Consider the following 20,463-nt stretch of genomic DNA (forward strand, 5'->3'; position numbering starts at 1 on the left):
GACACTGTCCCGAAGGGCATTGCCCACCCGTTCACTGCCCAAAGATTCAATACCCAGAAGACCGCGGACTCGGAAAACTCTTCTCCAGTCGATCGGAACTTCCGGTCCAGGTAAGGCCGCTACCGGACCCCCCTCCGGGTAGAGCCGTGCCGCACAGTTGATTTGAGGAGTCCTCATGCGCAACAAGATGCGAATAACCGCAGCAGCCCTGACCGCCGCCGTGGCCCTCGGCGTCGCCGCGCCGGCCGCCTCCGCCGCCACCGAGGCTCCGGCCCGTACCGCCGCGGTGCAGACCGTCACCGTCGACCAGGCCCGCACGGCCCTCTCGGCGAACGTGTCCCAGCAGCTCGCCGACGCCGCGGCCAAGACCGGTGGGGCCAGCACCGCTGCGCACACCGGTGCGAACCAGGTCACCCCGCACGGCATCATCGACAAGCTGCGGAAGAAGGCCCTGAAGGCCGCCTTCAAGCGCCTGCCGAAGAGCTGGCAGATCAAGCTCACCAAGTGGGCCAAGAAGGGCAAGGGCTACTTCACGAAGCAGTGGAACAAGCTTCCGAAGTGGATCCGCAAGACGCTGACGCTGGGCGGTCTCATCTCCACGAAGGTCGCCATCGAGTGGCTGATCGACATCATCCTGTGAATTCCCGCCGATAGCGGAATCCCAGGCTGAACGACGTGCGCCCCTGGTACGCTCCGGCGACCCGGGGCGCACGCCGTATATGCACCAATTCCCTTGGCGCCGCGGCGGGTTACCGGTCAACGGCAGGTCGCCGGGCGCACCGTCGACGGGCCCTTCCCGGGCTCGCCGCCGATCCCGGAACTCCGGCCGCCCGTCCCTTCACGTAACCGAGGAGCAATCATGGCGCACGAGACACAGCAGGCTTCCGGAACCGACGAATCACCGCTGAACCACACCTGGCCCGTACTGCTGTTCATCGTGGCGAACGTCGGCACCGGCTTCGCCGCCGACCGCCCGGTCATCTTCTGGATTTCCGCGGCCATCGGGCTTCTCGGCATTCTGGCCACGGTCGGCTGCCTCAAGAAGATGTGGAACATCCGGAACGAACAGCCCAGTTCCTATTTCTGGGGCCTGGTGCTCATCGCGTATTCGGTCTACCTCCTCTATTCCCTTGTCGACCATGTCGTCTGATACCGGATAAGGGGCCCGTCCTCGCTGTTCCTACTTCTTCAGCACACGGCTGACCGGGTTGAGCAGCTGGAACACCGACGTGAGGGAGGTGGCCGCCCGGGCCGCTTTTCCGGCGGGCCCCAGATCGTGCAGCTTGGCCAATTCGTCGTCCACGCTGAACAGCAGCGGGCGGTCCGTCTGTGAGGCGTTCGCGGCGGGATGGACGGCGGCGGTGGCCCCGGCAGCCAGCAGAACTGCGGCGAACGCACGGTTCATTTTATTCATGCCGTTCTCAACGACAGCGCGGCCCGATGGCAACCGCGGTCGCGAAACTCACACTTTATGATGCCCGGCCCGACCGCCGAGCCCCCCGGCCCACCACGACCCCCACGGGGGCTGAACCGTCTCCCTGTGCAAAAGACACCGGGGAGAACGCCGACGGCGAGAGCGGCACCGGCATGGTCTGGCGCCTGCCCGGCAGCCCGACCGGCCTGACCGGCACCGGCTCGGCGTACCACGGGGCTCCTGCGGCCCCCGCCGTACGGTTCGGGGCCCCGCTGGAGGGCTGAGCCGGCCCGCCGACCGCCGGTGTGCGCCCGGGGGCGGATTGCGTCGTCCTCCCCGGGGCGGCTTGCACCACGATGGTGTGGAACAGTTCCGTGGCGGCCCGGACGATGCCCAGGAAGTCCCGCATGGCCCTCGTGAACACCGGGAGCCTGCCCTCGACGATCGCCCGCCGGCAGTCGGCGCCCGCCTGCTTGCCCCGCCGCTGGAGCTGTGCCCACCGCTGCTGGGCCGCAGGGTCCGGAAGCGGAAAGTAGTGGCCGGCTTCCGTGGCGACCTGCTCGACGGCGACGCAGTGCGGACGTATCCGGCGGGTGGCGAAACCCCGGTCGGTGAGCGCCGACTCGTCCTGCAGCGCCGTGACGATGCCCAGGATCGCGGCCCCGAAGCGCCCCGTGAGGTTCCTCCCGCCGAGCCGCAGCCAGGCGTCCGTCTGCATCCCGAGGACCTGGGGTGAGGCGGCCGGGATCGCGTCCCGGGGCACCAGCCGCTCCTGCGTGAGCGACACCCGGCCGGTCCGTTCCGCGCCGCCGCGGGGCGGGCTCACCGTCGCGTTGAGCGCGAGGACGGCCACACAGGTCACACCGACCCACAACCGTCGCGCGACCACCTTCTCCCGCTGGGGCCCGGGCCGTCTCGACCTTCGTTCCGACGCCTTCCCAACTGATCTGCTACTACGGTGAGTTCGGCGATCGGCCGGCAGCGCCCACCGGACCACCCGCCGCGCTCCCATACCCAGCAGGGCGGCCGCGGCGGAGACGAAGATCCCGAGCCCCAGTACCAGGGGCAGCAGGATCCCGGTCAACGCCCAGATCCCGCCGGGATGCCAACTACACCGGGAACTCAGCGTGTTGAGCGGACCGAGGCAGCCGTCGAACGATCCGAGCAGGAACAGGCCGGCCAGCCCGGACAGCGCCGTCGTCCCGGCCGCCACGACGGCGAGGAGCAGCGGCCAACGGGCGGTGAACGCGGCGGTCACCAGGGCCGTGGCGGCCGCACCGCCGACCAGCACGATCAGCACGAAGGCCAGGAAGAGCAGCAGATAGGTGCCGTACCGCCGGTCGGCCGGCGGCTGCCAGGTGTGCATCGAGGCCATCACCGCCACGAAACCGGCCCAGCACACCAACGTGCCGGCACCGGCGGCACACAGCACCCGGCGCAGCGGCGGCAGGAACACCACCGGGGGCTCATGAGCCGGGCTGGACGCACCGCGCAGCGCACTGCGCATCCAGCGCGGTGCCGCCCCCTCCGCGTTCCTCCGCCGTACCCACCCGAGCAGCGGCAGCAGCCACAGCAGCGCAGCGGCCCACAGCATCATCGGGTCCGCGCCGATCGGCAGCAGCACCGGCAAGGCCATCGCGATCGCCGACAGCGCACCCTCATGACCGGGCACCGTGCCCGGCAGATCGCGCTCCAGCGCCTCCCGGATCCCGGTCCCGGAGTACGCCCACCCCATCGTCAGCACATGGCCGTCGGACTGCCACCAGGCGTACCACAGGGCGAACACCGCCCAGGTCGCGGTCAGCCCGAGCAGCATCGCCGGGCGCAGGGTGCGGCCCCGCCACCCACGCACCGACAGCTCCGCGTACTGCGCCGTCCAGCACAGGATGCCCACGCTCATCACGAGGAGCAGGGCGAACGCTTCCGGATGCCGGGGCAGCCATCGCGTGCTCCCGGACGTCGTGCTCATCAGCAACTCGCCGACGACGAGCCCCACCCCGAGCCACCACCCCGCACGCAGCCCCGACGGCACCCGCCCACCGGTCAGCACCGCACGCGCCACGCCGCGCCACAACGCCACCCCCGGAATCGCCGCGATCAGGCCCGCGAGGAGGGCCGTCAGCGGCCCGAGCGCCCATCCCTGCCGTACGCCCGGCAACAGATCGGCCAGCTGGTCGCCGACGATCGTCGAGGTGGCACCGGCCAGGAAGAGGGTGCCGGCATGGGGCGCGAACAGTTCCCGCGGATCGCTGAGCGCCGCCACCCGCCGGTCCCACGGGGGATGCGTCCGCCACAACGCGGCGAACGACCCCAAGAGGCGGAAGACGCGTGCGGACGGAGACGCGGTGGCGCCTGCGCCATGGAAGAAGCGTGAGACCCGGGACGGTCCGGGGTCTCGCCACGCCCCGGCATCCGCGCCCCAGGCAAGAGCGTCCAGATCCGCATAGGTCTCACGGGTCCGCAGGACATCCGCACGGGCGAGATGGACGAACGCGATCATCGCGGCCGACAGCACCAGTTCGTGCGCCATGCCGAGCCGCTCCGCAGGCCCGAGTACCGCGGACGCCGCGGAGGACGTGAGGTCCTTCGCGATCCAGACCAGGTACGCCGGCAGCACGGCGACGAGGAAGACGCGCCAGAGGGCGACCGTGGCATAGGTGAGGTCGACATCCCGATTGCGGAGGTGCGCGAGCTCGTGCAGGACCACCGCCCGGAAGCCCGCGGGATCGTGTCGTCTTTGCGCCACCAGCCCGCCGTGCAGACAGACCGTATAGCGCCGCAGCCGTCCGAAGACCACCGCGCTGGCCGTGACCTCCGCCGGCGCGATCACGAACCGCGGCGGACGACCGGACAGTCCGGCCACCTCGACCAGCTCGTCCAGCACCGCGCACAACTCGGCGTGCCCGTCGGAGTGTTCGGCGCCCCGTGCCGCGACGCGTTCCACCGGAACGACCCGTCCGCGGCGGCCCTTCCAGCGCGGCAGCACCCAGTAGAGCCCGCCCGCCGCGACGAGGAGCGAGCCGAGCACGACGACCGGGATCCACCCCGCGGCCGACGGGACGAAGCGGTCCAGACAGTTCCGGTACGCCTCACCGGCGCGCAGCGTGGTCAGCGCGATGCCCAGGTAGTCGCTGTCCGGGTTGGCCCCGCCCGCGAGCGCACACCCGACCCGGATGTTGCGGGGGTCGGCGACCGACTCGACGATCTTGACCGTCACAGTGGCACTGCTGGTCAGGAACAGCACCATCAGCAACACGAAGCGCAGTCCGGTCCCCGCCCCGAGGATCCGCTCATCCACGCCCAGGCCCGAAGGGCGCGCCGGTACCCCGTGCCCACCACCCTCCATGACGGCCGCCCCTACGCCTGCGCCTCCGGCCCCGGCTGCCCGGAACCGCCGTCCCCGCCCTCCTGCGCGACCTGCCGCCCCGGTGGCAGCACCAGCCGTGCCACCACCCGCTCGGCCAGCGCGGTCGCGGTCGCCGCCGGCAGCCCGCTCTCCGCCCCGAGCTCAAGGATCCGCTGCCGCACCGACTCCAACTGCTCCGCCGTCAGCGGCGGAACGACCCGGACCGCCGCGGGCCTGCGCGCCACCCTGCGCAGCCACGCCTTCGACCGACGGCCCACGTTCTCGACTGCCGCGCCCGCCGCTCTCCGCACCGCCTCGTCCAGGGCCAGCCACACCACCGGCGTCACCAGTGCCGTGACCTCCTGCACCCCGAACCCGAGCGGCTCACGGGCCCGTCCCCGCCCCCTCAGCCGTGCCACGGCCCGCTCGTCGCCGATCCGCAACAGCCCTTCGACCAGGAGCCTTTCGTCCGGTGCGACCTCACCGGCCACTTCCCGGACCACGTCCCGCACCGGGACCCCGTTCCGGCCACCCCCGGCCCCCGCGCCCCGACCGACCGCACCACCAGCGGCCCCCCGCACCGAGCTCATCCGCCCCAGCCCCCTCGTCGCCGTCAACCTCACCCCGAACGAACGACCCACCGCCTCCACATCGTAGTGACGCGGTCTCTCGGGTGCCCCCGACAGTGGGTTTCCCGTCTTGGCAAGATGGCCGCAACCGGGGAGATCCCGGGGAAGTCCGCGAAAGGACCCCAGGCACATGGCCGTCGTTCACCACACCACCCTCAGGCCCGGCAAACTGGAGCTGCTCACCTCATGGTTGCCCACGCAGCCCTGGTACCTCGGCGCCGGGAGCGCACCGCTCCTCACCAAGGCCGGTGGCTTCCGGCTGGACGATCCGGACGGTGAGGTGGGCCTCGAATTCCTGGCCGTCACCGATGCGTCCGGGGAGCGGCCCGTCACGTATCACGTACCGCTCACTTACCGAGGCGGCGCGCTGGAGGGCGGTGAGCACGCGCTCGTCGGCAACATGGAGCACGGGGTGCTGGGGCGCCGGTGGATCTACGACGGAGTCCACGACCCGGTCCTGCTGGCACAGCTCTTCGCCCTCCTCACCGGCAAGGCCGAGCCCCAGGACCAGAACGTGAGCGACGCCGTCGACCCGTCCGTCACCGCCTCGTTCACCGCCTCCCGCGCAGAGGCGGGCGTCAGCGGCGGCTCCGCCGTGGTCACGCACGGGGAATGGATCAACGGACCGCACGGCACCGATGTCCTCGTCGCGATGGACGCCACCAGGCACCTCACCCTCCACATCCACCGCGTCCTGCGGCCACAGGACGACGGCACGTCAACTGCCGTGGGCAGTACGGGGATCGGGCACGTCACCACCGTCTGGAACCAGCCCGACGGCACCACGGCCCGCGGCCCGTTCGTCACCGTCCATGACGGCGCGCCGGCCTGCCCTGCCGAGTAGCTGCCGAGTTCCGGGGGACTACTGCTCGCCGCGCGGATCGCGCCAGGTAGCCTGCCTCGGTCAACGCTCCGTTGATCTTTCGCCGGAGTCGAGCAGTCCACCATGGGGGACCCCAGCATGTCCGCACCGCCGCCGTACCAGAACCAGCCGCCGCACCAGCAGTACGGCTATGCGCAGCCGGTCCAGCCGCCCGTCCAGCAGCCGTACGGTCCGCCTCAGCAGCCGTACGGGCACCCGCAGCCGCCCAACGGCCCCCAGCGGCCCCCGCAGCGCAGCCCGTTGCGGGGGCTCATCACCGCCGTCATCGTCCTGGCCGTCTTCGGCGGCGGGGCCTGGTACGTGTGGGACTACAACACCAACCCCAACGGCGGTAAGGCCAAGGAGGAAGCCGAGCGGGTCGCCCGGCGCGAGGCGGCGGACAAGAAGTACAACCCGAAGATCGGCGACTGCGTCAAGGTCAAGGACCCCGAGGGCGAGCCGGTGACGCTGATCGTCGACTGCGGCTCGGCCGATGCCGAGTACAAGTTGGGCGAGCGGCTGGACGGACCCGCCCAGAAGTGCGGACCGAAGTACGACTACGGCATCGAGTACGTGGGCCGGCACACCGCCAGCTACACGTTGTGCTTCACCAAGGTCTGACCCGCCGCGAGGCCTGCTGAACAGGGGGACGGGCAGGGACGTCGATGCCGCGGTGTTCGACGTGTTCGGGACGTTGACCGACTGGCGGTCCGGCGTGACGGAGGCGCTGGCCGCGGTGCGACCGGACTGCAGACCGACTGGAGCGCCGTCACCGACGCCTGGCGCCGCCGGTACCGGCCGGCGCTGCTCAGGGTCGTGACCGGCGAACTGCCCTGGCTGCCCTTGGACGGGCTGCACCGCATTGGTCCGGTCGTACAAGCCCGACCCGCGGGTGTACCTGTCGGCCGCCGAACTGCTCGGTGTGGAACCGCGCCGGCTCCTGATGGTCGCCTGCCACCCCGACGAACTGGCGGCGGCCGCCTACGCCGGACTCCGCACCGCGTACCTCCCCCGCCCGCTGGAATGGGGCCCGGACGCCGCGCCCGTCCCCACCCCCACCGGCGTCGACCTCGTGCCGTCATCGCCCCGGCGCTGAACGCCAACGAGCGACGGTAGAGCGGAAACGCCTGGCGGGGCGGGAGGACCGCCGGGCTCGCCGCCCCGCCAGGTTGAGCCGGTGCCGTGGGCCCGGTGCTCAGCCGATCAAGGGGATCCAGCGCTGGTCGTCGGACCCGGTGCACGGTGCGAGGGACACCGCGCTGCGGTTGCCGGCATCGGCGATGCAACCCCTGGCGAACTTACGGCTGATGAGGGCCGAACCCTCGTCTCTGTTCGCGTAGTCCCAGTACTGGGCCTGAATTCCGGAATTGCAGTCCTCCAACGCAATCTGCTGCCCTATACCCTTGGCCGTGACGCACCGGCCGGGGTGGTGGGCGCTTTCCAGCTGATAGCCCTGGAACCGTCCGGACTTCAGGAAGAAGTCCTGAGTTCCGGAGATGTCGGGAGACCAGGACTTGAGCGTGTCGTTTCCGAAGGCGTCGAGGTTGCGGTCGCTGCCGACGTTCTGGAACGTGTACCGCACGTCCGGCCGGATCGTCGGGACGGTCGCCGCCTGCGCGCTGCCGGTGGCCAGCAAACCGATGCTGAGCAGGGTGGATGCGGACAGAACGGCGGCGATGGCCTTGCGACTTGCCACGGGCTCCTCCTGACCTGGTGACGTCGTGCGCCGCACGGAGACGTCGTACGCGTCACGCGAAAAGGTTGGTTGTGCACTTTCCCAAGGCATGTGCCTCGGCAAGGAACCTACGGTCGGCCGGGGCCCGCCCGGAAGTCGCGTTCCGGACGTCGAATGGGCGGAGCGGTTTCCCGTTCAAGGGTTTTGCATTCCCAGAGGCGCAGTTTCCGGGCAAGCGGGCATTCGGACTGTCCGAAGGCCGTGCGTACGGAATGCCGGCCGGTTCGGCCGAATGCGGAGAATTTCCGGCCAGTACTCGGTCGTCAGTATGCGGGCCCGGGCGGGAGGGGATAGAGGGCGGCGGGGTGAGGGCGGCGCACGGCGCGCCCTGCCTCACCCGCGGAGGAGGGACGGGGGCTCTGAGGGTTGCGTCGTCATCAGGCCGTGAGCGAGGCGGCGTTCCTCCTGCCCCTCGGCAGGAAATGGTGAGCGAGGGCACCGGCGTACGTGGCCGGATCCCGGCAAAGCGTGACATCGGCCCAGGTGTCGGCGTAAAGCTGCCGGAGCACTCACCTTGTCCGTGAGGTGAGAGTGCCGGCGGGGATGTGACTGCGGGCCGTGCTCGTGATGCGGTAGCGGCCGTTCGGCACCTGCGCGGCGGTGACATGGACGGCGAGCGGACCGGCCCACTCGTAGTCGCGTTTCATGGCGTGCTGCGCCAGTACGTCGGTGAGTCGCTGTCCCACCTGCCCGCCGCGCGCGGCCAGTTCGGCGTGGACCTCCGGTGCGAGTTCGACCGTGTACTCATTGGGGACGAGCACGCGGTGCTCGTTGCAGACGATCGCGTGCTCGTCGCATTCCCGCCGTAGGTCGTCGCACAGCTCGACGGGGTCGTTCCCGGAGATCTTGGCGATCAGTGCGCTCTCGCACTCTTCCACCACGTGTTCCATCTGTTTCAGGAGTCCCATGGGAAGGCGCGTGCCCGGCAGTGGTGTGCATATGCGGACACAGGAACTCCATCTGAACGTACAACCCTTCACGATCTTCACAGGTCTCGTGAGTCGGAGTCAGCGGACTCCAGACCGATCCGGGTCCCGTCGGCCGTCTTCCACGCCGGCGGTGCCCCTTTCCCATTCGAGGAACACATGCGCATTCGTGCCACTGCCGCCGCACTGTCCGGCGCCCTGGCCCTATCCGCCCTCGCGATCCCGGCCGCACAGGCCGCGGACGCCCCGGGCGCCGGCGCCGCCAAGGCGCAGCTCTCGCCGTTCGTCGCGCAGTCCCCCGCCGTGGCAGGGGCGGACGAGACGCGGGGAGACACCAAGATCACGAAGGTCACCGTCAACGGCGGCAAGGACATCGTGGTCGGCACCAGCCTGAAGAAGACGTACACCGTCTCGGTCACCGCCACCGACCCGGTCGGTATCTATGACGGTTACGCCTTCCTGTGGCACGGTACCGACCTGGATTCCAAGACCGGTGTGGACGGCGCCATGACCCCGAGCGCCAAGCACGGCACCTGCAAGCAGGTCAACGCCACCACCTCCACCTGCTCGGTCACCCTGGTCGCCGACCCCGACCGCAACATCTACGGCAACCTGCTCGCCGGCCGCTGGCACGTCTACGCGGCCGCGGTCGGCAAGGACGGTGACCTCACCGTCAAGGACACCTACAAGTCCGGGTGGGTGAAGCGTGCCGCCAAGCTGACCACGAACGCCGGTCCCGAGCCGGTGAAGAAAGGCGCGCCCCTCACCGTCACCGGCGCCCTGACCCGGGCGAACTGGGACAACGACACGTACGGTGCGTACGGTGGGCAGTCCGTGCAGCTGCAGTTCCGCAAGGCGGGCGCCAGCAGTTACAGCACCGTCAAGACCGTTACGTCGGACAGCCGCGGCAATCTGAGGACGACCGTGAAGGCGACGGGCGACGGCTCCTGGCGCTATGTCTTCGCCGGCACGCCGACGTCATCGGTGGCGACGTCCACGAGCGACTACGTCGACGTGAAGTAACGCGGCGATCTGAGGCAGGGGTGCGGGCGCGGCGGCCGGTGTGGCCGCCCCGCCCGCACTCACCGGTGCTCAGCGCGGGGGCCGGGTGTCGGCCCCCGCGGTGGCTCACGCCCCCGTGACCCCGTCGATGCGCTCGCGGAGCAGGTCCGCGTGGCCGTTGTGGCGCGCGTACTCCTCGATCATGTGCACCAGGATCCAGCGCAGGGACACGCCCTTGCCGCCGACATGGCCGGCCTCTCGGTCCGACAACTGCCCGGAGTCGTCCAGGGAACGGCCCGCGATCAGCTCGCGGCTCCGGGCGACCTCCGCCCGCCAGACCGCCAGCGCCTCGTCGATCCCGCGCCCGGGAACGAGCTCGAAGCCGTCGCCCGCTCCCTGACCGTCGGCTCCACCGTGGTCATGGCCGTGGTCGTCCGCGAAGGCCGCGGGAACGTCCTGGCCGGCGAACACCCGCTGGAACCAGTTGCGTTCCACCTCCGCCATGTGCTGCACCAGGCCCAGCAGCGTCATCGAGGACGGTGGCACTGACGCCAGCCGCAGCTGACGGTCGTCCAGCCCCTCGCACTTGAGCGGGAGCGTGGCGCGGTGGAAGTCCAACCAGGCCTCCAGCGTGGCGCGTTCATCGGCGAGCGGTGGCGGTACGGTGCGTCCGTCGGGTGTCATGACCATGGGCCATACCCTCGCACACGGGGCGAGGGGCGAGGGGCACGGTGGCACCCGGCGACCGTCAGCGCCTTCTCTCACTCCTCGATGGCGCCGCCGATGCGTCGGAGATGCTGCCGGAAGGTGTAGGTGGGGTCGGTGCTGCGGCGGGCCAGGTAGTCGTCGAAGGACGTTTGGTGGCGCAGCGTCCGGCCGGCGCGGATCGTGCGGGCCTGTTCGCGTTCCGTCCGCCGGATCCGGTGTGCGGTGCCGAGGACTTCCTCGGCGTGCTCGGCGGCGAGGAACACCACTCCGTCGTCATCACCGAAGACCAGGTCGTCGCGGCCGACCAGGTGCTCCCCGAACCGTGCCGTGGTGAGCGCCGCCGCCTCCCGTTCGTCGAGCCGCACCGGGCCGGGCGGACAGGCGCCGTAGCTGAACACCGGGGGGCCGATGTCCACCAGCTCGGAGGTGTCGCGGTGCAGGCCCCACACCACCAGCCCCGCCACGCCCGCCGCTTCGGCCTCCAGGACCGTCAGATCACCGATACACGCTTCGTCCGTCCGTCCGCCGTTGTCGATGACCAGTACGTCGCCCTCTTCCGCCCGGGCGAAGGCCTCCAGGAACACGTCCACGCTGCCGTAGTGCCGCGCCGGCAACGCGCGGCCCGCGACCCGCTGACCCGGGACGACGGGGCCGATGCCGGCCGGAGCCGTGCGCAGCGGGACGTGGCAGCGGAGGCACGCATCGGCCACCAGCGGCGTGGACAGATCGGTGAAGGAACTCAGCATGGTGCGTTTCCCGCTCTCTGACGTGCGGCTTCGAGACCTGATGGCCCGTGACTCTACGCATCGACGCGCAACCGGGTGGGGCATCCGCCCTTCTCGTCCGGCTTCGGGGGAAACCTGGCGGCCCGTCAGCCCGTCATCGAGGGTGGGGCCGGCCGCCGTTGCCGCGAGTCCCTCCGCATCCCGTCACGTCCCTTCAGGAGTCGATCGCCATGCCCGCCAGGTCCACGCTTCCCCTCCGTCTCACCGCTTTCGCTGCCTTCGGCGGCGCCGCGCTCTCACTCGTCGCCGCCCCGGGGGCCGTGGCCGCTACGACCACCAAGGCCCCAAGTGCCGCCGTCCTCAAGGTCGGTTACACCGCCAAGGAACGCCGGGAGGCCCTTGCCTACTGGACGCCGGCCCGGATGAAGGCCGTGGGGAAGTCCGTGGACATGGGGCCGACCGGGCCGAAGTCCCTGCCGTGGAGAGGCACGGCCATGAAGACCGTCGGGCGGCTCTTCTTCGTCAACGGTGACGGGGCCGACTCCTGGTGCACCGCGACCTCCGTCGACGGCGCCAACCGCTCCGTCGTCATGGCCGCCGGGCACTGCGTGCGGCGCCCGGCGTCGCCGGTCACCACCTACATCGACATGGTCTTCGTGCCCGGTTACAGCAAGGGGAAGCAGCCGTACGGTGCCTTCGCGGTCCGGGCGACGTTCACTCCCCGTACCTGGGCCGAGGACGCCGTCAACGACGTTGCGGCGCTGACCGTGGACGCCGATGCCAAGGGGCGTGCGCTGGGCGACGTGGTGGGCGGCCAGCGCATCGCCTTCAACCGCCGGGTCGGGGGGAACACCGTCGCCTTCGGCTACCCGGCCACGCGCCCGCAGCGCGGTGAGGAGCTCCTGCACTGCACCGGTACGGCGAAGCCGGCGCCTGAGAACGAGCAGGCCGTCCCGTGTGACCTGGGCGGAGGCGCAAGCGGCGGCCCCTGGCTGGCCGACTTCGACCGTGCCACCGGCGAGGGCGTGCTGGTCTCGGTCAACAGCCACGGCGACGGCCCGGAGCGCGGCACCCATATGTACGGTCCGGTGCTGGGCGCCACGGCCAGGGCGGCGTACGAGCAGGCGCAGCACGGCTGACCCCTGGGCGGGCCCGCACCGCACGGCAACGGCGGGGCGGGCCTCGCTGCCCCTCCTTCCTCACCGCCCGTGCTGGAGGAGTCCTTCGGTGAAGTCCTCGGTCGCCGGTGCGTGCCGCGAGGTGAAGGGGCACCGCCAGTCCTCCTCCGTGAAGCGACCGGAGAAGTGCCGTGCGGGCTGCTCGTATTCATACACGGTGAAGCTCGGATTGACGGAACCGTTGTTCTTGGTCTCACGTCTGCGAATGGCGTCCTGCATCGAAGAGAACTTCTCCCCGAGCAGCATGAACTGCGCAAGGGAGTTGAAAGCGATGGCCGACGTCGAGAAGCGACGGCTCGCCCTGGACGCGCCCGGGTGCATTCCCACGACGAAGAAGGCGTGACCGCCCGTATGGAATCCGAAGTTCGGTGTGCCGGGATCGGACGAGGCGCCCTTGTCCAGGCCGAAGGACCGGCTGTCGATGTCGTGCATGAGCTGGAGATGCCGCCATATCAGCCCCTCATAGGCGGGTTCGTCCACGTTCCCCGGCTCGTCGAACGTCGCGACGAACGTACGGAAGCTCTGGTCCGACAGCAGTGGCCGCACCTCCTCCACGTAGGCGAGAAGGTCGCGGTAATTCTCCTGGGCCGAGCTCTCCTCGCCCATTCTTCGGTAGTGCCGGTGCGTAATGGTGTCGCGTTTGAGGGCGGCGCGGGCGCCCAGGCAGCTGAACTCCCGGGTCTGAATGAAGCGGTCCAATTCGCTGCGTACGGCTGCGGGGCTGCGCAGGGCGGTGTCGGGTTCGGTCATCGTGGAACCTTGCCTTGGCTTGGCTGGATAGGGGCGGCTGGTGTCGGAGGCGCGGACGGGCCGGACGGGTCCCCTGGCTCAGGGGTGTCGGAGACGTGCCTGTGGGGAGGCCCGGGCGCGGTGGCTGCTGTGCTTCGCCCTCCCGGGGCGTGATCAACAGCTGACCGAATCGACACTGAGGTGTACGTGTCCACCAGGCAATACCAAAAACGGACAAAGTGTGGTTCATGGCCCCATCCATCCCAGGATGGACGACCGGGTCCGGCCGTGGGAGGCGTCTGCGTCGCAGCCGGTGTCGTATTTCCGTGGCGATATGGGCCGGCCGTGTCTCAACTTGCCGAAATGGTACGGGGGTTGGAGTTCGGTATTCCTTCGCACGCCTTGCCCTGATCGCGTGCCGATGATGATCACCAGGTCGCCAACTCCGCGCCACCCCTCGTCGGGCCGGTCGACCCGCCGCCCAGTCCGCCCGCAAATACCCCGAACCTCGACCCCAAGCAATACCCGCCAGGCCAATTTATCCGCCGTGAATGTTCAAAATTTCGCCAACTCGAATTCCAGGATTGCCGGCCCGTGTGGGTGATCGGCCGGTAGCTCTCCGGTATGCAGGGGCGGCTGTGAGGCTCAACTGGGCGCGCTACGCGGCCAAATGCCCGGACAGTAAATCCCTGTATTAGGCATGCATTTCCGCCGAATGTAACTATTCAGTCAACGGCTCTTTGCAGGGCTCTGAATGCTCTCTAGTCTGAGGCAACTTTTCGGCCAGTTCTGTCTTGAAAGGCCCCCCATGGCAAGCGTTGACGAGCTCACGCCCCTGAAGGCACCACGCTCATCAGGTTCACTCCGCAGGGACGTAGGACTGATCGGCCTCATGTGGGCCTCGGTCGGCTCCATCATCGGGTCCGGTTGGTTGTACGGAGCCCAGAAGGCCGTAGTGGTGGCGGGTCCGGCCGCGCTGATCTCCTGGGTCATCGGCGCGATCGCGATCGTCCTCCTGGCGCTGGTGCACGCCGAGCTCGGGGGCCTCTTCCCGGTGGCCGGTGGTACGGCGCGCTATCCGCACTACGCCTTCGGCGGCCTGGCCGGCATGTCCTTCGGCTGGTTCTCCTGGCTCCAGGCGGCGACGGTGGCCCCGATCGAGGTCGAGGCCATGATCGGCTACGCCGGTCACTGGAAGTGGGCCCAAGGATTCCTGAACGCGAACGGGACCCTCACGACGAGCGGCTTCATCGTCGCCGTCATCCTCATGGCGGTCTTCGTCTCGGTGAACTTCCTGGGCGTGCGGGTGCTGGCGCGCACCAACAGCGTCGCGACCTGGTTGAAGATCGCCGTACCCCTCGGGGCGATCTTCGTCATCGCGGTGACCAACTTCCACCCGCACAACTTCACCGCGCAGGGCTTCGCGCCCTTCGGCGCCAAGGGCGTCCTCAGCGCCATCAGCAGCAGCGGCATCATCTTCGCGCTGCTCGGCTTCGAGCAGGCCATCCAGCTCGCGGGGGAGAGCCGCAACCCCAAGCGCGACCTGCCGCGCGCCACGCTCGGGTCGGTGGCGATCGGTGCGGCCATCTACATCCTGCTCCAGGTGGTCTACATCGGCGCACTGCCGCTGGCCTCCTTCGCGCACGGCTGGGCCAAGCTGGACTACCCCGGCATCAGCGGCCCGTGGGCCGGTCTCGCCACCACGGTCGGTCTGGGCTGGCTGGCCTGGGTGCTGTATGTGGACGCGATCATCTCTCCCGGTGGCACCGGTCTGATCTACACCACCTCGACCTCGCGCATCTCCTACGGCCTGAGCAAGAACGGCTATGCACCCCGGCTGTTCGAGAAGACCGACCGCCGCAGTGTGCCGTGGTTCGGCCTGATCATCTCGTTCGTGACCGGTGTGATCTGCTTCCTGCCCTTCCCGAGCTGGCAGGAGCTGGTCTCCTTCATCACCTCGGCGAGCGTCCTGATGTACGCCGGTGCACCGCTGGCGTTCGGCGTGTTCCGTGACCGCCTGCCGAACCACCAGCGGCCGTACCGCCTGCCCGGTGGCAATGTGATCTCGCCGCTGGCCTTCGTCGTCGCGAGCCTGATCATCTACTGGGCCGGCTGGGAGACCCTCCAGCGGCTCGGCTGGGCGATCGTCATCGGGTACGTACTGCTCGGCGGCTACGCCTGGTACGCGACGAAGAAGCGGCTGCCGAACGCTCCGCGACTGGACTGGAAGGCCGCGCGGTGGCTTCCGGTGTACCTGATCGGCATGGGCCTCATCTCCTGGCAGGGCGGCTTCGGCGGCCAGAGCCACATCCCGCTCTGGTGGGACATGGTCATCGTCGCGGCGTTCGCCGTGGGGATCTACTACTGGGCCCGCGCCTCCGCCGTCCCGGCCGAGGAGATCGAGCAGAACATCGAGGAGGTCACGGTCGTGGACGGGGGCGGCCACTGACCGCACTCCACCCGCCACCTGCATAGGGACGAGCTGATGGGTCCGGCCGGTTTTCCGGCCGGACCCATCGGTTTGTGCATCGGGCTTCCGCTTCCCTGTCGGTTTCTGTCGGTTTCTGCCTCGTCACCGCCGGGATGCCGAAGCGCAGCTTCTGCTATCCGTCTGCCTTCGCCTCCCCGTCCGCCGGTGCTGCCTTCGCCCCCTTGAGCACCGCCAGGGCGGCCTCCAGGTACTCCTGCGTCGCTGCCTTGCTGATGCCGGCGTCGGTCAGCACGCCCGAGCCGTTCTCGTGCTCCAGGAGTGCCAGCAGGATGTGTTCGGTGCCGATGTAGTTGTGGCCCAGGCGCAGGGCCTCGCGGAAGGTGAGTTCGAGGGCCTTCTTCGCCTCGGCGTCGAACGGGATGAGCGCGGGAACCGGTCCGGTGGAGGGAGGCACGGCCGCCTTCGCCGCCTCCCGGACGGCGTCCAGCGACACATCCTGCGCGAGGATCGCCTTCCCCGCGAGCCCATCGGGTTCGGCGAGCAGCCCGAGGACGAGGTGCACGGTGCCGATCTCACCGTTGCCCGCCGCGTGGGCCTCTTTCTGGGAGGCCACCACGACGTTCCTCGCCCGCGGGGTGTACCGGCTGAAGCCCTGGTTCGGATCGAGGTCCGAGTCACCCGACGCCTTCGGCACGAACCGCTTCTGAGCGGCCTGGCGGGTGACGCCCATGCTCTTGCCGATGTCCGTCCAGCTGGCGCCGGACCTCCGGGCCTGATCCACGAAGTGGCCGATCAGGTGATCGGCGATGTCGCCGAGGTGGTCAGCGGCGATCACCGCGTCGGTGAGCTGGTCGAGGGCGTCCGTGTGGGCCTTCTTGATGGCCTCGATCAGGTCGTCGAGGCGCACGGGATGGGTGGGTCCGACTGAATTCGTCATGTGACAACCGTAGGTTGACACCGGAGAGGGTGTCAACCCGTGGTTGACGGAGGTCGTGTCCGGTGAAATCAGGAAGGGTCGCCCCCGGGCGGGCCTCGCACGCCATACCGCCGGGGAACGAACGGGCGGCGCGGCGGCATCCGCACCATGCGGCCGGCCGCTGACGGTCTGCGCCGCCCCGGGCCCCGGCGCCCCGGGCACTCCCACGTACCGACGCCGCAACGCGCCGAGGCGCCAACGCGCCCACGTCCCGAGGCGCCGACGCGCCCACGCCCCAACGCAAGCGTCCCGGCGCCGGCGCCGACCTCGATGTCCGTCATGTCCATCGAGGTCCGCGCGGTGCCGGGACGCCCTGTTGCCCGGTGCCCGATGCCGTGAGCCGGCTCGTGGCTACTTCACGTTCACGCCCGCCCAGGCGGCGCCGACCGCCTTGTACTCGGCGCTGGTCGTGCCGTACAGGTCACCGGCCGCCTTCAGGGTCGCGGTGCGCGCGGCCTTGTAGTTGGTGGTGGAGGTCATGTACGTGGTGAGGGCCTTGTACCAGATCTTCTCGGCCTTCGCCCGGCCGATGCCGGTGACCTTCGACCCGTCGACGGTCGGGCTGTTGTAGCTGACGCCGTTGATGGTCTTGGCGCCGCTGCCCTCGGACAGCAGGTAGAAGAAGTGGTTGGCGACGCCGGACGAGTAGTGCACGTCCTTGTTGCCGACCGTGCTCGACCAGTAGTCCGCCGACCCGCCGTCCTTGCTGGGCTTGTCCATGTAGCGCAGCGGGGTGCCGTCGCCGTTGATGTCGATCTTCTCGCCGATGAGGTAGTCGCCCTGGTCCGTGGCGTTCTTGGCGTAGAACTCGGCCGAGGTGCCGAAGATGTCGGACGTCGCCTCGTTGAGGCCACCGGACTCGCCGCTGTAGTTGAGGCCGGCGGTGGCCGCGGTGACGCCGTGGCTCATCTCGTGGGCGGCCACGTCGAGGGAGGTCAGCGGGTGGGTGTTGCCGCTGCCGTCGCCGTACGTCATGCAGAAGCAGCCGTCGTCCCAGAACGCGTTGACGTAGCTGTTGCCGTAGTGGACGCGGGAGTACGCGCCCTTGCCGTCGTTGCGGATGCCGTTGCGGCCGAAGGTGTTCTTGTAGAAGTCCCAGGTGACAGCGGCGCCGTAGTGGGCGTCGACGCCGGCGGTCTGCCGGCCGCCGCCCCAGGTGTCGTCCGCGTCGGTGAACAGCGTCCCGGTGCCGGACGTCCGCTGGTTGAGGTCGTACGTCTTGTGGCCGCCGCGGGCACCATCGGTGAGCTGGTAGGTGGTGCTGCTCTTCGTGGTGGTCAGCGGGACCGTGCCGCTGTAGGTGCTGGTACCGGTGCCGGTCTCGATGGCCTCGTTCTCGAACAGCTTCTCGCCGGTGGCCGCGTCCGTGATGACGTGTAGCCGGCTGGGGGTGCCGTCCTTCTGGGTGCCGGTGACGACGGTCTCGTACGCCAGGACCGGCTTGCCCGATGCGGCCCAGATCACCTTGCGCGGCGTGCCGGAGGTGCCGGTCTTGGTGTCCTTCTTCGCCGCGGCAGCGCTGAGGGCGCTCTTCTTCGCGGCGGAGGGAGCGAGGGCGGCGGTCGTACTGGCCACGGATATCCGGGCCTTGGTCGCCTTGGTGACGCTGCGGGCGCCGTTCTCGGCCTGGTGCACCACCAGGTCACCGCCCAGCACGGGCAGGCCGGCGTAGGTGCGGTCGTAGCGGGTGTGCACCGTGCCGTTCGCGTCCTTGATGACGTCCCGGACGACGAGCTTCTCCTTCGCGCCAAGGCCGATCTTGGCGGCGACCGTGGACGCACCGCTCTGCGCGTCCTGCAGCGCGGACGCCCGCTGCGCTGCGGAGAGTTGGACCGCCGACGCGCCGGTCGCGCGGTCCGCCTGCGCACTGGCCGATCCGGCCTGGACGCCGACCGCGACCATCGCGGCGGAGGCGACCAGGGCGGCAGCGCGCAGGGTGTACTTGCGGGGGGTGGACGAAGTCCGTCTCAACTCGGTCTCCCTTGTGAGGACCGCGGGGTCGCGGCCCAAGAGGTGGGGCCGGGCAGCTGAGGGGTGGGGTGCCCGGTGGAGGAGTGAATCGACCGAAGATTGCCACGAGTTGAGATCGATTGACAGATGTTCAACAAGCAAGAAACTGCGAATTTACGAAAGGAGAAGGTTTCCTGACAGGTTTTGTCCTGCCGTGCGTGTCTTGTGGATGGCCGGCCGTGCCCCCGGAACCCGTTGACCCGCCCCCTCCTGCTCACACCCACCACGTCCCACATGACGCACACCCGCCGCGTCCGGCAGGAGCAGAGCGCAGCGGCGCGCTCACCCCTCGTGTGCCGTCCGGGACCCTTTGCCGTCCGAGGAGCATTCCTGCACCTGCCAACCACAGCGCGGCCCCATAGGCTGAACGCCAAGGGACGAGGCGAGGCACTGGGCGGTGCGTGCCCATGGCACTACGGCACCAACTGATCAAGGCAGGGCCCGAGGCGGTATGGGCCGTACTCGCGGACGGCTCCCGCTACCAGGACTGGGTGGTGGGGACGGTCCATTCGCACCCCAAGGACGACCGGTGGCCGCGGCTCGGCGCCGCGCTGGAGTACACGTTCCGGGTGGGGCCGTGGGAGCTCGACGGCCAGACCATCGTCCGGTGCAGCGAACCACCCCGGCGGCTTGAGCTGGAGATCGACAGCGGACGGCTGGGCACCGCACGCATCGCCCTGGAACTGCGCCCATGGGGCGAGCACACCGTCGTCATCGCCGACGAGCACCCGCTGACCGGCCCGAGCGGACGGCTGCACAATGCGGGCGTCGACATGCTGCTCCAGCTGCGCCACCGCCGCATGCTCGGCAACCTGGCCAGAGTGGCGGAAGGCGCCGACCAGGGATGAGCCCGGGGCACCGGGAGAGGCAGGAGCCGCGCGGTCAGTCGGCGGGCTTCTCCCAGACGGAGACGTGCCGGTGGCTCTCGCTCGTGAAGGGGCCCTTCCCCCACCCGTCCCACCGCTCACGCAGCCGCAGCCCCGCCAGCTGAGCCATCAGATCGAGCTCCGAGGGCCAGACGTAGCGGAAGGGGATCGACCGGTACTCCCCGCGGCCGTCGACGACGTCGACGTAGTTCGAGCTCATGGCCTGGGTGGCGACGTCGTACACATCGAAGGCCCAACTGGTCGGGCTCGTATGGAAGGGCACGACGTTCTGGCCGGGCGGTAGCTTGCGCAGCTCCGGAACCCCGACCTCGATGACGAAACAGCCTCCCGCTTCGAGGTGGGCGGCGACGTTGCGGAAGCACGCCACCTGTGCCGCCTGTGTCGTCAGATTCATGATCGTGTTGAACACGAGATACGCGAGGGAGAACGTCCCCGGCACGCGCGTCGTCGCGAAGTCGCCGACCGTCACGCCGATCGCGTCAGCGCCCGGCTTGGCCCGCAGCCGCGCGACCATCGCCCGTGACATGTCGATACCGTGCACCGGAACCCCGCGGTGCGCCAGCGGCAGGGCGATGCGCCCCGTGCCGATGCCCAGTTCAAGGGCGCGGCCGGCACCGGCCAGATCTGCCAGTACGTCGACCGTTTCGGCTACGACGTCCGGGGCGAACATGTCCCCCGACGACTCGTCGTACCTCGCGGCGACCCGCTCCCCGAAATACCCGTCCGCCTCGTACACCTCGTCCTTGTCGTCCACCGCGCGACCGTACTGCGGAGCCGTCCCCTCCCGCTCCTCGTTTTCGGCGGCCCGGGCCCGGACCCCGACGGTCCACCCGCCGGGGCCCACCCATGTCACCGTTACCCGCGGTCGGGCGCCGGCACGCCAACGGGCGCGGCCGCAGGGGCCG

20 protein-coding genes are annotated in these 20,463 nt (G+C 69.7%); 9 read left to right on the forward strand and 11 right to left on the reverse strand.

The genetic code is table 11. The annotated features are described in order from the left end of the window. Nucleotides 1-175 precede the first annotated feature (175 nt). Both AB0G35_RS33025 and AB0G35_RS33030 read left to right on the forward strand, forming a co-directional pair. Nucleotides 176-640 carry a hypothetical protein gene (locus AB0G35_RS33025; RefSeq protein WP_360957144.1) on the forward strand — a complete coding sequence of 155 codons (465 nt, stop codon included), beginning with the start codon at nt 176-178 and terminating at the stop codon, nt 638-640. Between the two features lie 219 nt (nt 641-859). Further along, nucleotides 860-1,150 carry a hypothetical protein gene (locus AB0G35_RS33030; RefSeq protein ID WP_360957146.1) on the forward strand — a complete coding sequence of 97 codons (291 nt, stop codon included), beginning with the start codon at nt 860-862 and terminating at the stop codon, nt 1,148-1,150. Between the two features lie 30 nt (nt 1,151-1,180). Here AB0G35_RS33030 and AB0G35_RS33035 read toward each other — a convergent pair whose 3' ends face one another. From AB0G35_RS33035 to AB0G35_RS33045, 3 genes are all read right to left on the reverse strand, one after another. Further along, nucleotides 1,181-1,405: a hypothetical protein gene (locus tag AB0G35_RS33035; protein ID WP_360957148.1), complete on the reverse strand. Its 225-nt coding sequence runs from the start codon at nt 1,403-1,405 to the stop codon at nt 1,181-1,183. A gap of 64 nt (nt 1,406-1,469) precedes the next feature. Continuing rightward, nucleotides 1,470-4,712 carry a M48 family metalloprotease gene (locus AB0G35_RS33040; RefSeq protein ID WP_360957151.1) on the reverse strand — a complete coding sequence of 1,081 codons (3,243 nt, stop codon included), beginning with the start codon at nt 4,710-4,712 and terminating at the stop codon, nt 1,470-1,472. A gap of 59 nt (nt 4,713-4,771) precedes the next feature. Further along, entirely contained in the window at nt 4,772-5,272 is a 501-nt protein-coding gene (locus tag AB0G35_RS33045; protein WP_360957154.1) for a hypothetical protein, read from the reverse strand. A gap of 247 nt (nt 5,273-5,519) precedes the next feature. Between AB0G35_RS33045 and AB0G35_RS33050 the strand changes: the two genes are divergently transcribed. The 3 genes from AB0G35_RS33050 to AB0G35_RS33060 all read left to right on the forward strand — a co-directional run bounded on the left by AB0G35_RS33050 (nt 5,520) and on the right by AB0G35_RS33060 (nt 7,347). Next, complete coding sequence (locus tag AB0G35_RS33050) at nt 5,520-6,233, forward strand: 1,4-alpha-glucan branching protein (protein WP_360957156.1); 714 nt, start codon at nt 5,520-5,522, stop codon at nt 6,231-6,233. A 102-nt stretch (nt 6,234-6,335) separates the two neighbouring features. Beyond that, complete coding sequence (locus AB0G35_RS33055) at nt 6,336-6,872, forward strand: hypothetical protein (RefSeq protein ID WP_360957159.1); 537 nt, start codon at nt 6,336-6,338, stop codon at nt 6,870-6,872. A 241-nt stretch (nt 6,873-7,113) separates the two neighbouring features. After that, nucleotides 7,114-7,347: a hypothetical protein gene (locus AB0G35_RS33060; protein ID WP_360957162.1), complete on the forward strand. Its 234-nt coding sequence runs from the start codon at nt 7,114-7,116 to the stop codon at nt 7,345-7,347. 99 nt (nt 7,348-7,446) lie between these two features. On the opposite strand, the gene AB0G35_RS33065 is transcribed toward AB0G35_RS33060, so the two are convergent. Continuing rightward, complete coding sequence (locus AB0G35_RS33065) at nt 7,447-7,947, reverse strand: RICIN domain-containing protein (protein ID WP_360957165.1); 501 nt, start codon at nt 7,945-7,947, stop codon at nt 7,447-7,449. A gap of 548 nt (nt 7,948-8,495) precedes the next feature. Beyond that, the gene (locus tag AB0G35_RS33070) at nt 8,496-8,894 is read right to left on the reverse strand and encodes a DUF3662 domain-containing protein (RefSeq protein ID WP_360957168.1); all 399 of its coding nucleotides are present in this window, start codon (nt 8,892-8,894) and stop codon (nt 8,496-8,498) included. Between the two features lie 177 nt (nt 8,895-9,071). On the opposite strand from AB0G35_RS33070, the gene AB0G35_RS33075 reads away from it, so the two are divergent. Further along, entirely contained in the window at nt 9,072-9,935 is an 864-nt protein-coding gene (locus AB0G35_RS33075) for a calcium-binding protein (RefSeq protein WP_360957171.1), read from the forward strand. A 105-nt stretch (nt 9,936-10,040) separates the two neighbouring features. On the opposite strand, the gene AB0G35_RS33080 is transcribed toward AB0G35_RS33075, so the two are convergent. Both AB0G35_RS33080 and AB0G35_RS33085 read right to left on the reverse strand, forming a co-directional pair. Beyond that, nucleotides 10,041-10,604, reverse strand: a complete 564-nt coding sequence (locus AB0G35_RS33080; RefSeq protein ID WP_360957174.1) for a DinB family protein — start codon at nt 10,602-10,604, stop codon at nt 10,041-10,043. Nucleotides 10,605-10,675: 71 nt separating this feature from the next. After that, nucleotides 10,676-11,368 (reverse strand): RraA family protein, encoded by a 693-nt coding sequence (locus tag AB0G35_RS33085; protein WP_360957176.1) that lies wholly within the window; start codon nt 11,366-11,368, stop codon nt 10,676-10,678. A gap of 209 nt (nt 11,369-11,577) precedes the next feature. On the opposite strand from AB0G35_RS33085, the gene AB0G35_RS33090 reads away from it, so the two are divergent. Further along, a complete protein-coding gene (locus AB0G35_RS33090; RefSeq protein WP_360957179.1) occupies nt 11,578-12,486 on the forward strand; it encodes a peptidase in 909 nt (302 codons plus the stop codon). Nucleotides 12,487-12,546: 60 nt separating this feature from the next. Here the strand turns inward: AB0G35_RS33090 and gntA are convergent, their stop codons facing one another. Then, a complete protein-coding gene (gene gntA, locus AB0G35_RS33095; protein ID WP_360957182.1) occupies nt 12,547-13,275 on the reverse strand; it encodes a guanitoxin biosynthesis heme-dependent pre-guanitoxin N-hydroxylase GntA in 729 nt (242 codons plus the stop codon). A 787-nt stretch (nt 13,276-14,062) separates the two neighbouring features. Here gntA and AB0G35_RS33100 point away from each other — a divergent pair. Continuing rightward, nucleotides 14,063-15,703, forward strand: coding sequence for an APC family permease (locus AB0G35_RS33100; protein WP_360957185.1), 1,641 nt, complete (start codon nt 14,063-14,065; stop codon nt 15,701-15,703). A 154-nt stretch (nt 15,704-15,857) separates the two neighbouring features. Here the strand turns inward: AB0G35_RS33100 and AB0G35_RS33105 are convergent, their stop codons facing one another. Together AB0G35_RS33105 and AB0G35_RS33110 are read right to left on the reverse strand one after the other, a co-directional pair. Further along, nucleotides 15,858-16,622, reverse strand: coding sequence for a Clp protease N-terminal domain-containing protein (locus AB0G35_RS33105; RefSeq protein ID WP_360957188.1), 765 nt, complete (start codon nt 16,620-16,622; stop codon nt 15,858-15,860). A gap of 390 nt (nt 16,623-17,012) precedes the next feature. Next, a complete protein-coding gene (locus tag AB0G35_RS33110) occupies nt 17,013-18,632 on the reverse strand; it encodes a M4 family metallopeptidase (protein WP_360957191.1) in 1,620 nt (539 codons plus the stop codon). Between the two features lie 446 nt (nt 18,633-19,078). Between AB0G35_RS33110 and AB0G35_RS33115 the strand changes: the two genes are divergently transcribed. Beyond that, nucleotides 19,079-19,519, forward strand: coding sequence for an SRPBCC family protein (locus tag AB0G35_RS33115; protein WP_360957194.1), 441 nt, complete (start codon nt 19,079-19,081; stop codon nt 19,517-19,519). 34 nt (nt 19,520-19,553) lie between these two features. On the opposite strand, the gene AB0G35_RS33120 is transcribed toward AB0G35_RS33115, so the two are convergent. Then, nucleotides 19,554-20,294 (reverse strand): class I SAM-dependent methyltransferase, encoded by a 741-nt coding sequence (locus tag AB0G35_RS33120; protein ID WP_360957216.1) that lies wholly within the window; start codon nt 20,292-20,294, stop codon nt 19,554-19,556. Between the last annotated feature and the right edge of the window lie 169 nt (nt 20,295-20,463).

The organism is Streptomyces sp. NPDC021749, from assembly GCF_040640655.1.
Taxonomy (GTDB): Bacteria; Actinomycetota; Actinomycetes; order Streptomycetales; family Streptomycetaceae; genus Streptomyces.

Excerpts from the sequence above, each read along its gene's own strand:
- AB0G35_RS33025 (WP_360957144.1), top strand. The coding sequence starts at position 176 with ATGCGCAACAAGATGCGAATAACCGCAGCAGCCCTGACCGCCGCCGTG.
- AB0G35_RS33030 (WP_360957146.1), top strand. The coding sequence starts at position 860 with ATGGCGCACGAGACACAGCAGGCTTCCGGAACCGACGAATCACCGCTG.
- AB0G35_RS33035 (WP_360957148.1), bottom strand. The coding sequence starts at position 1,405 with ATGAACCGTGCGTTCGCCGCAGTTCTGCTGGCTGCCGGGGCCACCGCC.
- AB0G35_RS33050 (WP_360957156.1), top strand. The coding sequence starts at position 5,520 with ATGGCCGTCGTTCACCACACCACCCTCAGGCCCGGCAAACTGGAGCTG.
- AB0G35_RS33055 (WP_360957159.1), top strand. The coding sequence starts at position 6,336 with ATGGGGGACCCCAGCATGTCCGCACCGCCGCCGTACCAGAACCAGCCG.
- AB0G35_RS33070 (WP_360957168.1), bottom strand. The coding sequence starts at position 8,894 with ATGGGACTCCTGAAACAGATGGAACACGTGGTGGAAGAGTGCGAGAGC.
- AB0G35_RS33075 (WP_360957171.1), top strand. The coding sequence starts at position 9,072 with ATGCGCATTCGTGCCACTGCCGCCGCACTGTCCGGCGCCCTGGCCCTA.
- AB0G35_RS33080 (WP_360957174.1), bottom strand. The coding sequence starts at position 10,604 with ATGGTCATGACACCCGACGGACGCACCGTACCGCCACCGCTCGCCGAT.
- AB0G35_RS33085 (WP_360957176.1), bottom strand. The coding sequence starts at position 11,368 with ATGCTGAGTTCCTTCACCGATCTGTCCACGCCGCTGGTGGCCGATGCG.
- AB0G35_RS33090 (WP_360957179.1), top strand. The coding sequence starts at position 11,578 with ATGCCCGCCAGGTCCACGCTTCCCCTCCGTCTCACCGCTTTCGCTGCC.
- gntA (WP_360957182.1), bottom strand. The coding sequence starts at position 13,275 with ATGACCGAACCCGACACCGCCCTGCGCAGCCCCGCAGCCGTACGCAGC.
- AB0G35_RS33100 (WP_360957185.1), top strand. The coding sequence starts at position 14,063 with ATGGCAAGCGTTGACGAGCTCACGCCCCTGAAGGCACCACGCTCATCA.
- AB0G35_RS33105 (WP_360957188.1), bottom strand. The coding sequence starts at position 16,622 with ATGACGAATTCAGTCGGACCCACCCATCCCGTGCGCCTCGACGACCTG.
- AB0G35_RS33115 (WP_360957194.1), top strand. The coding sequence starts at position 19,079 with ATGGCACTACGGCACCAACTGATCAAGGCAGGGCCCGAGGCGGTATGG.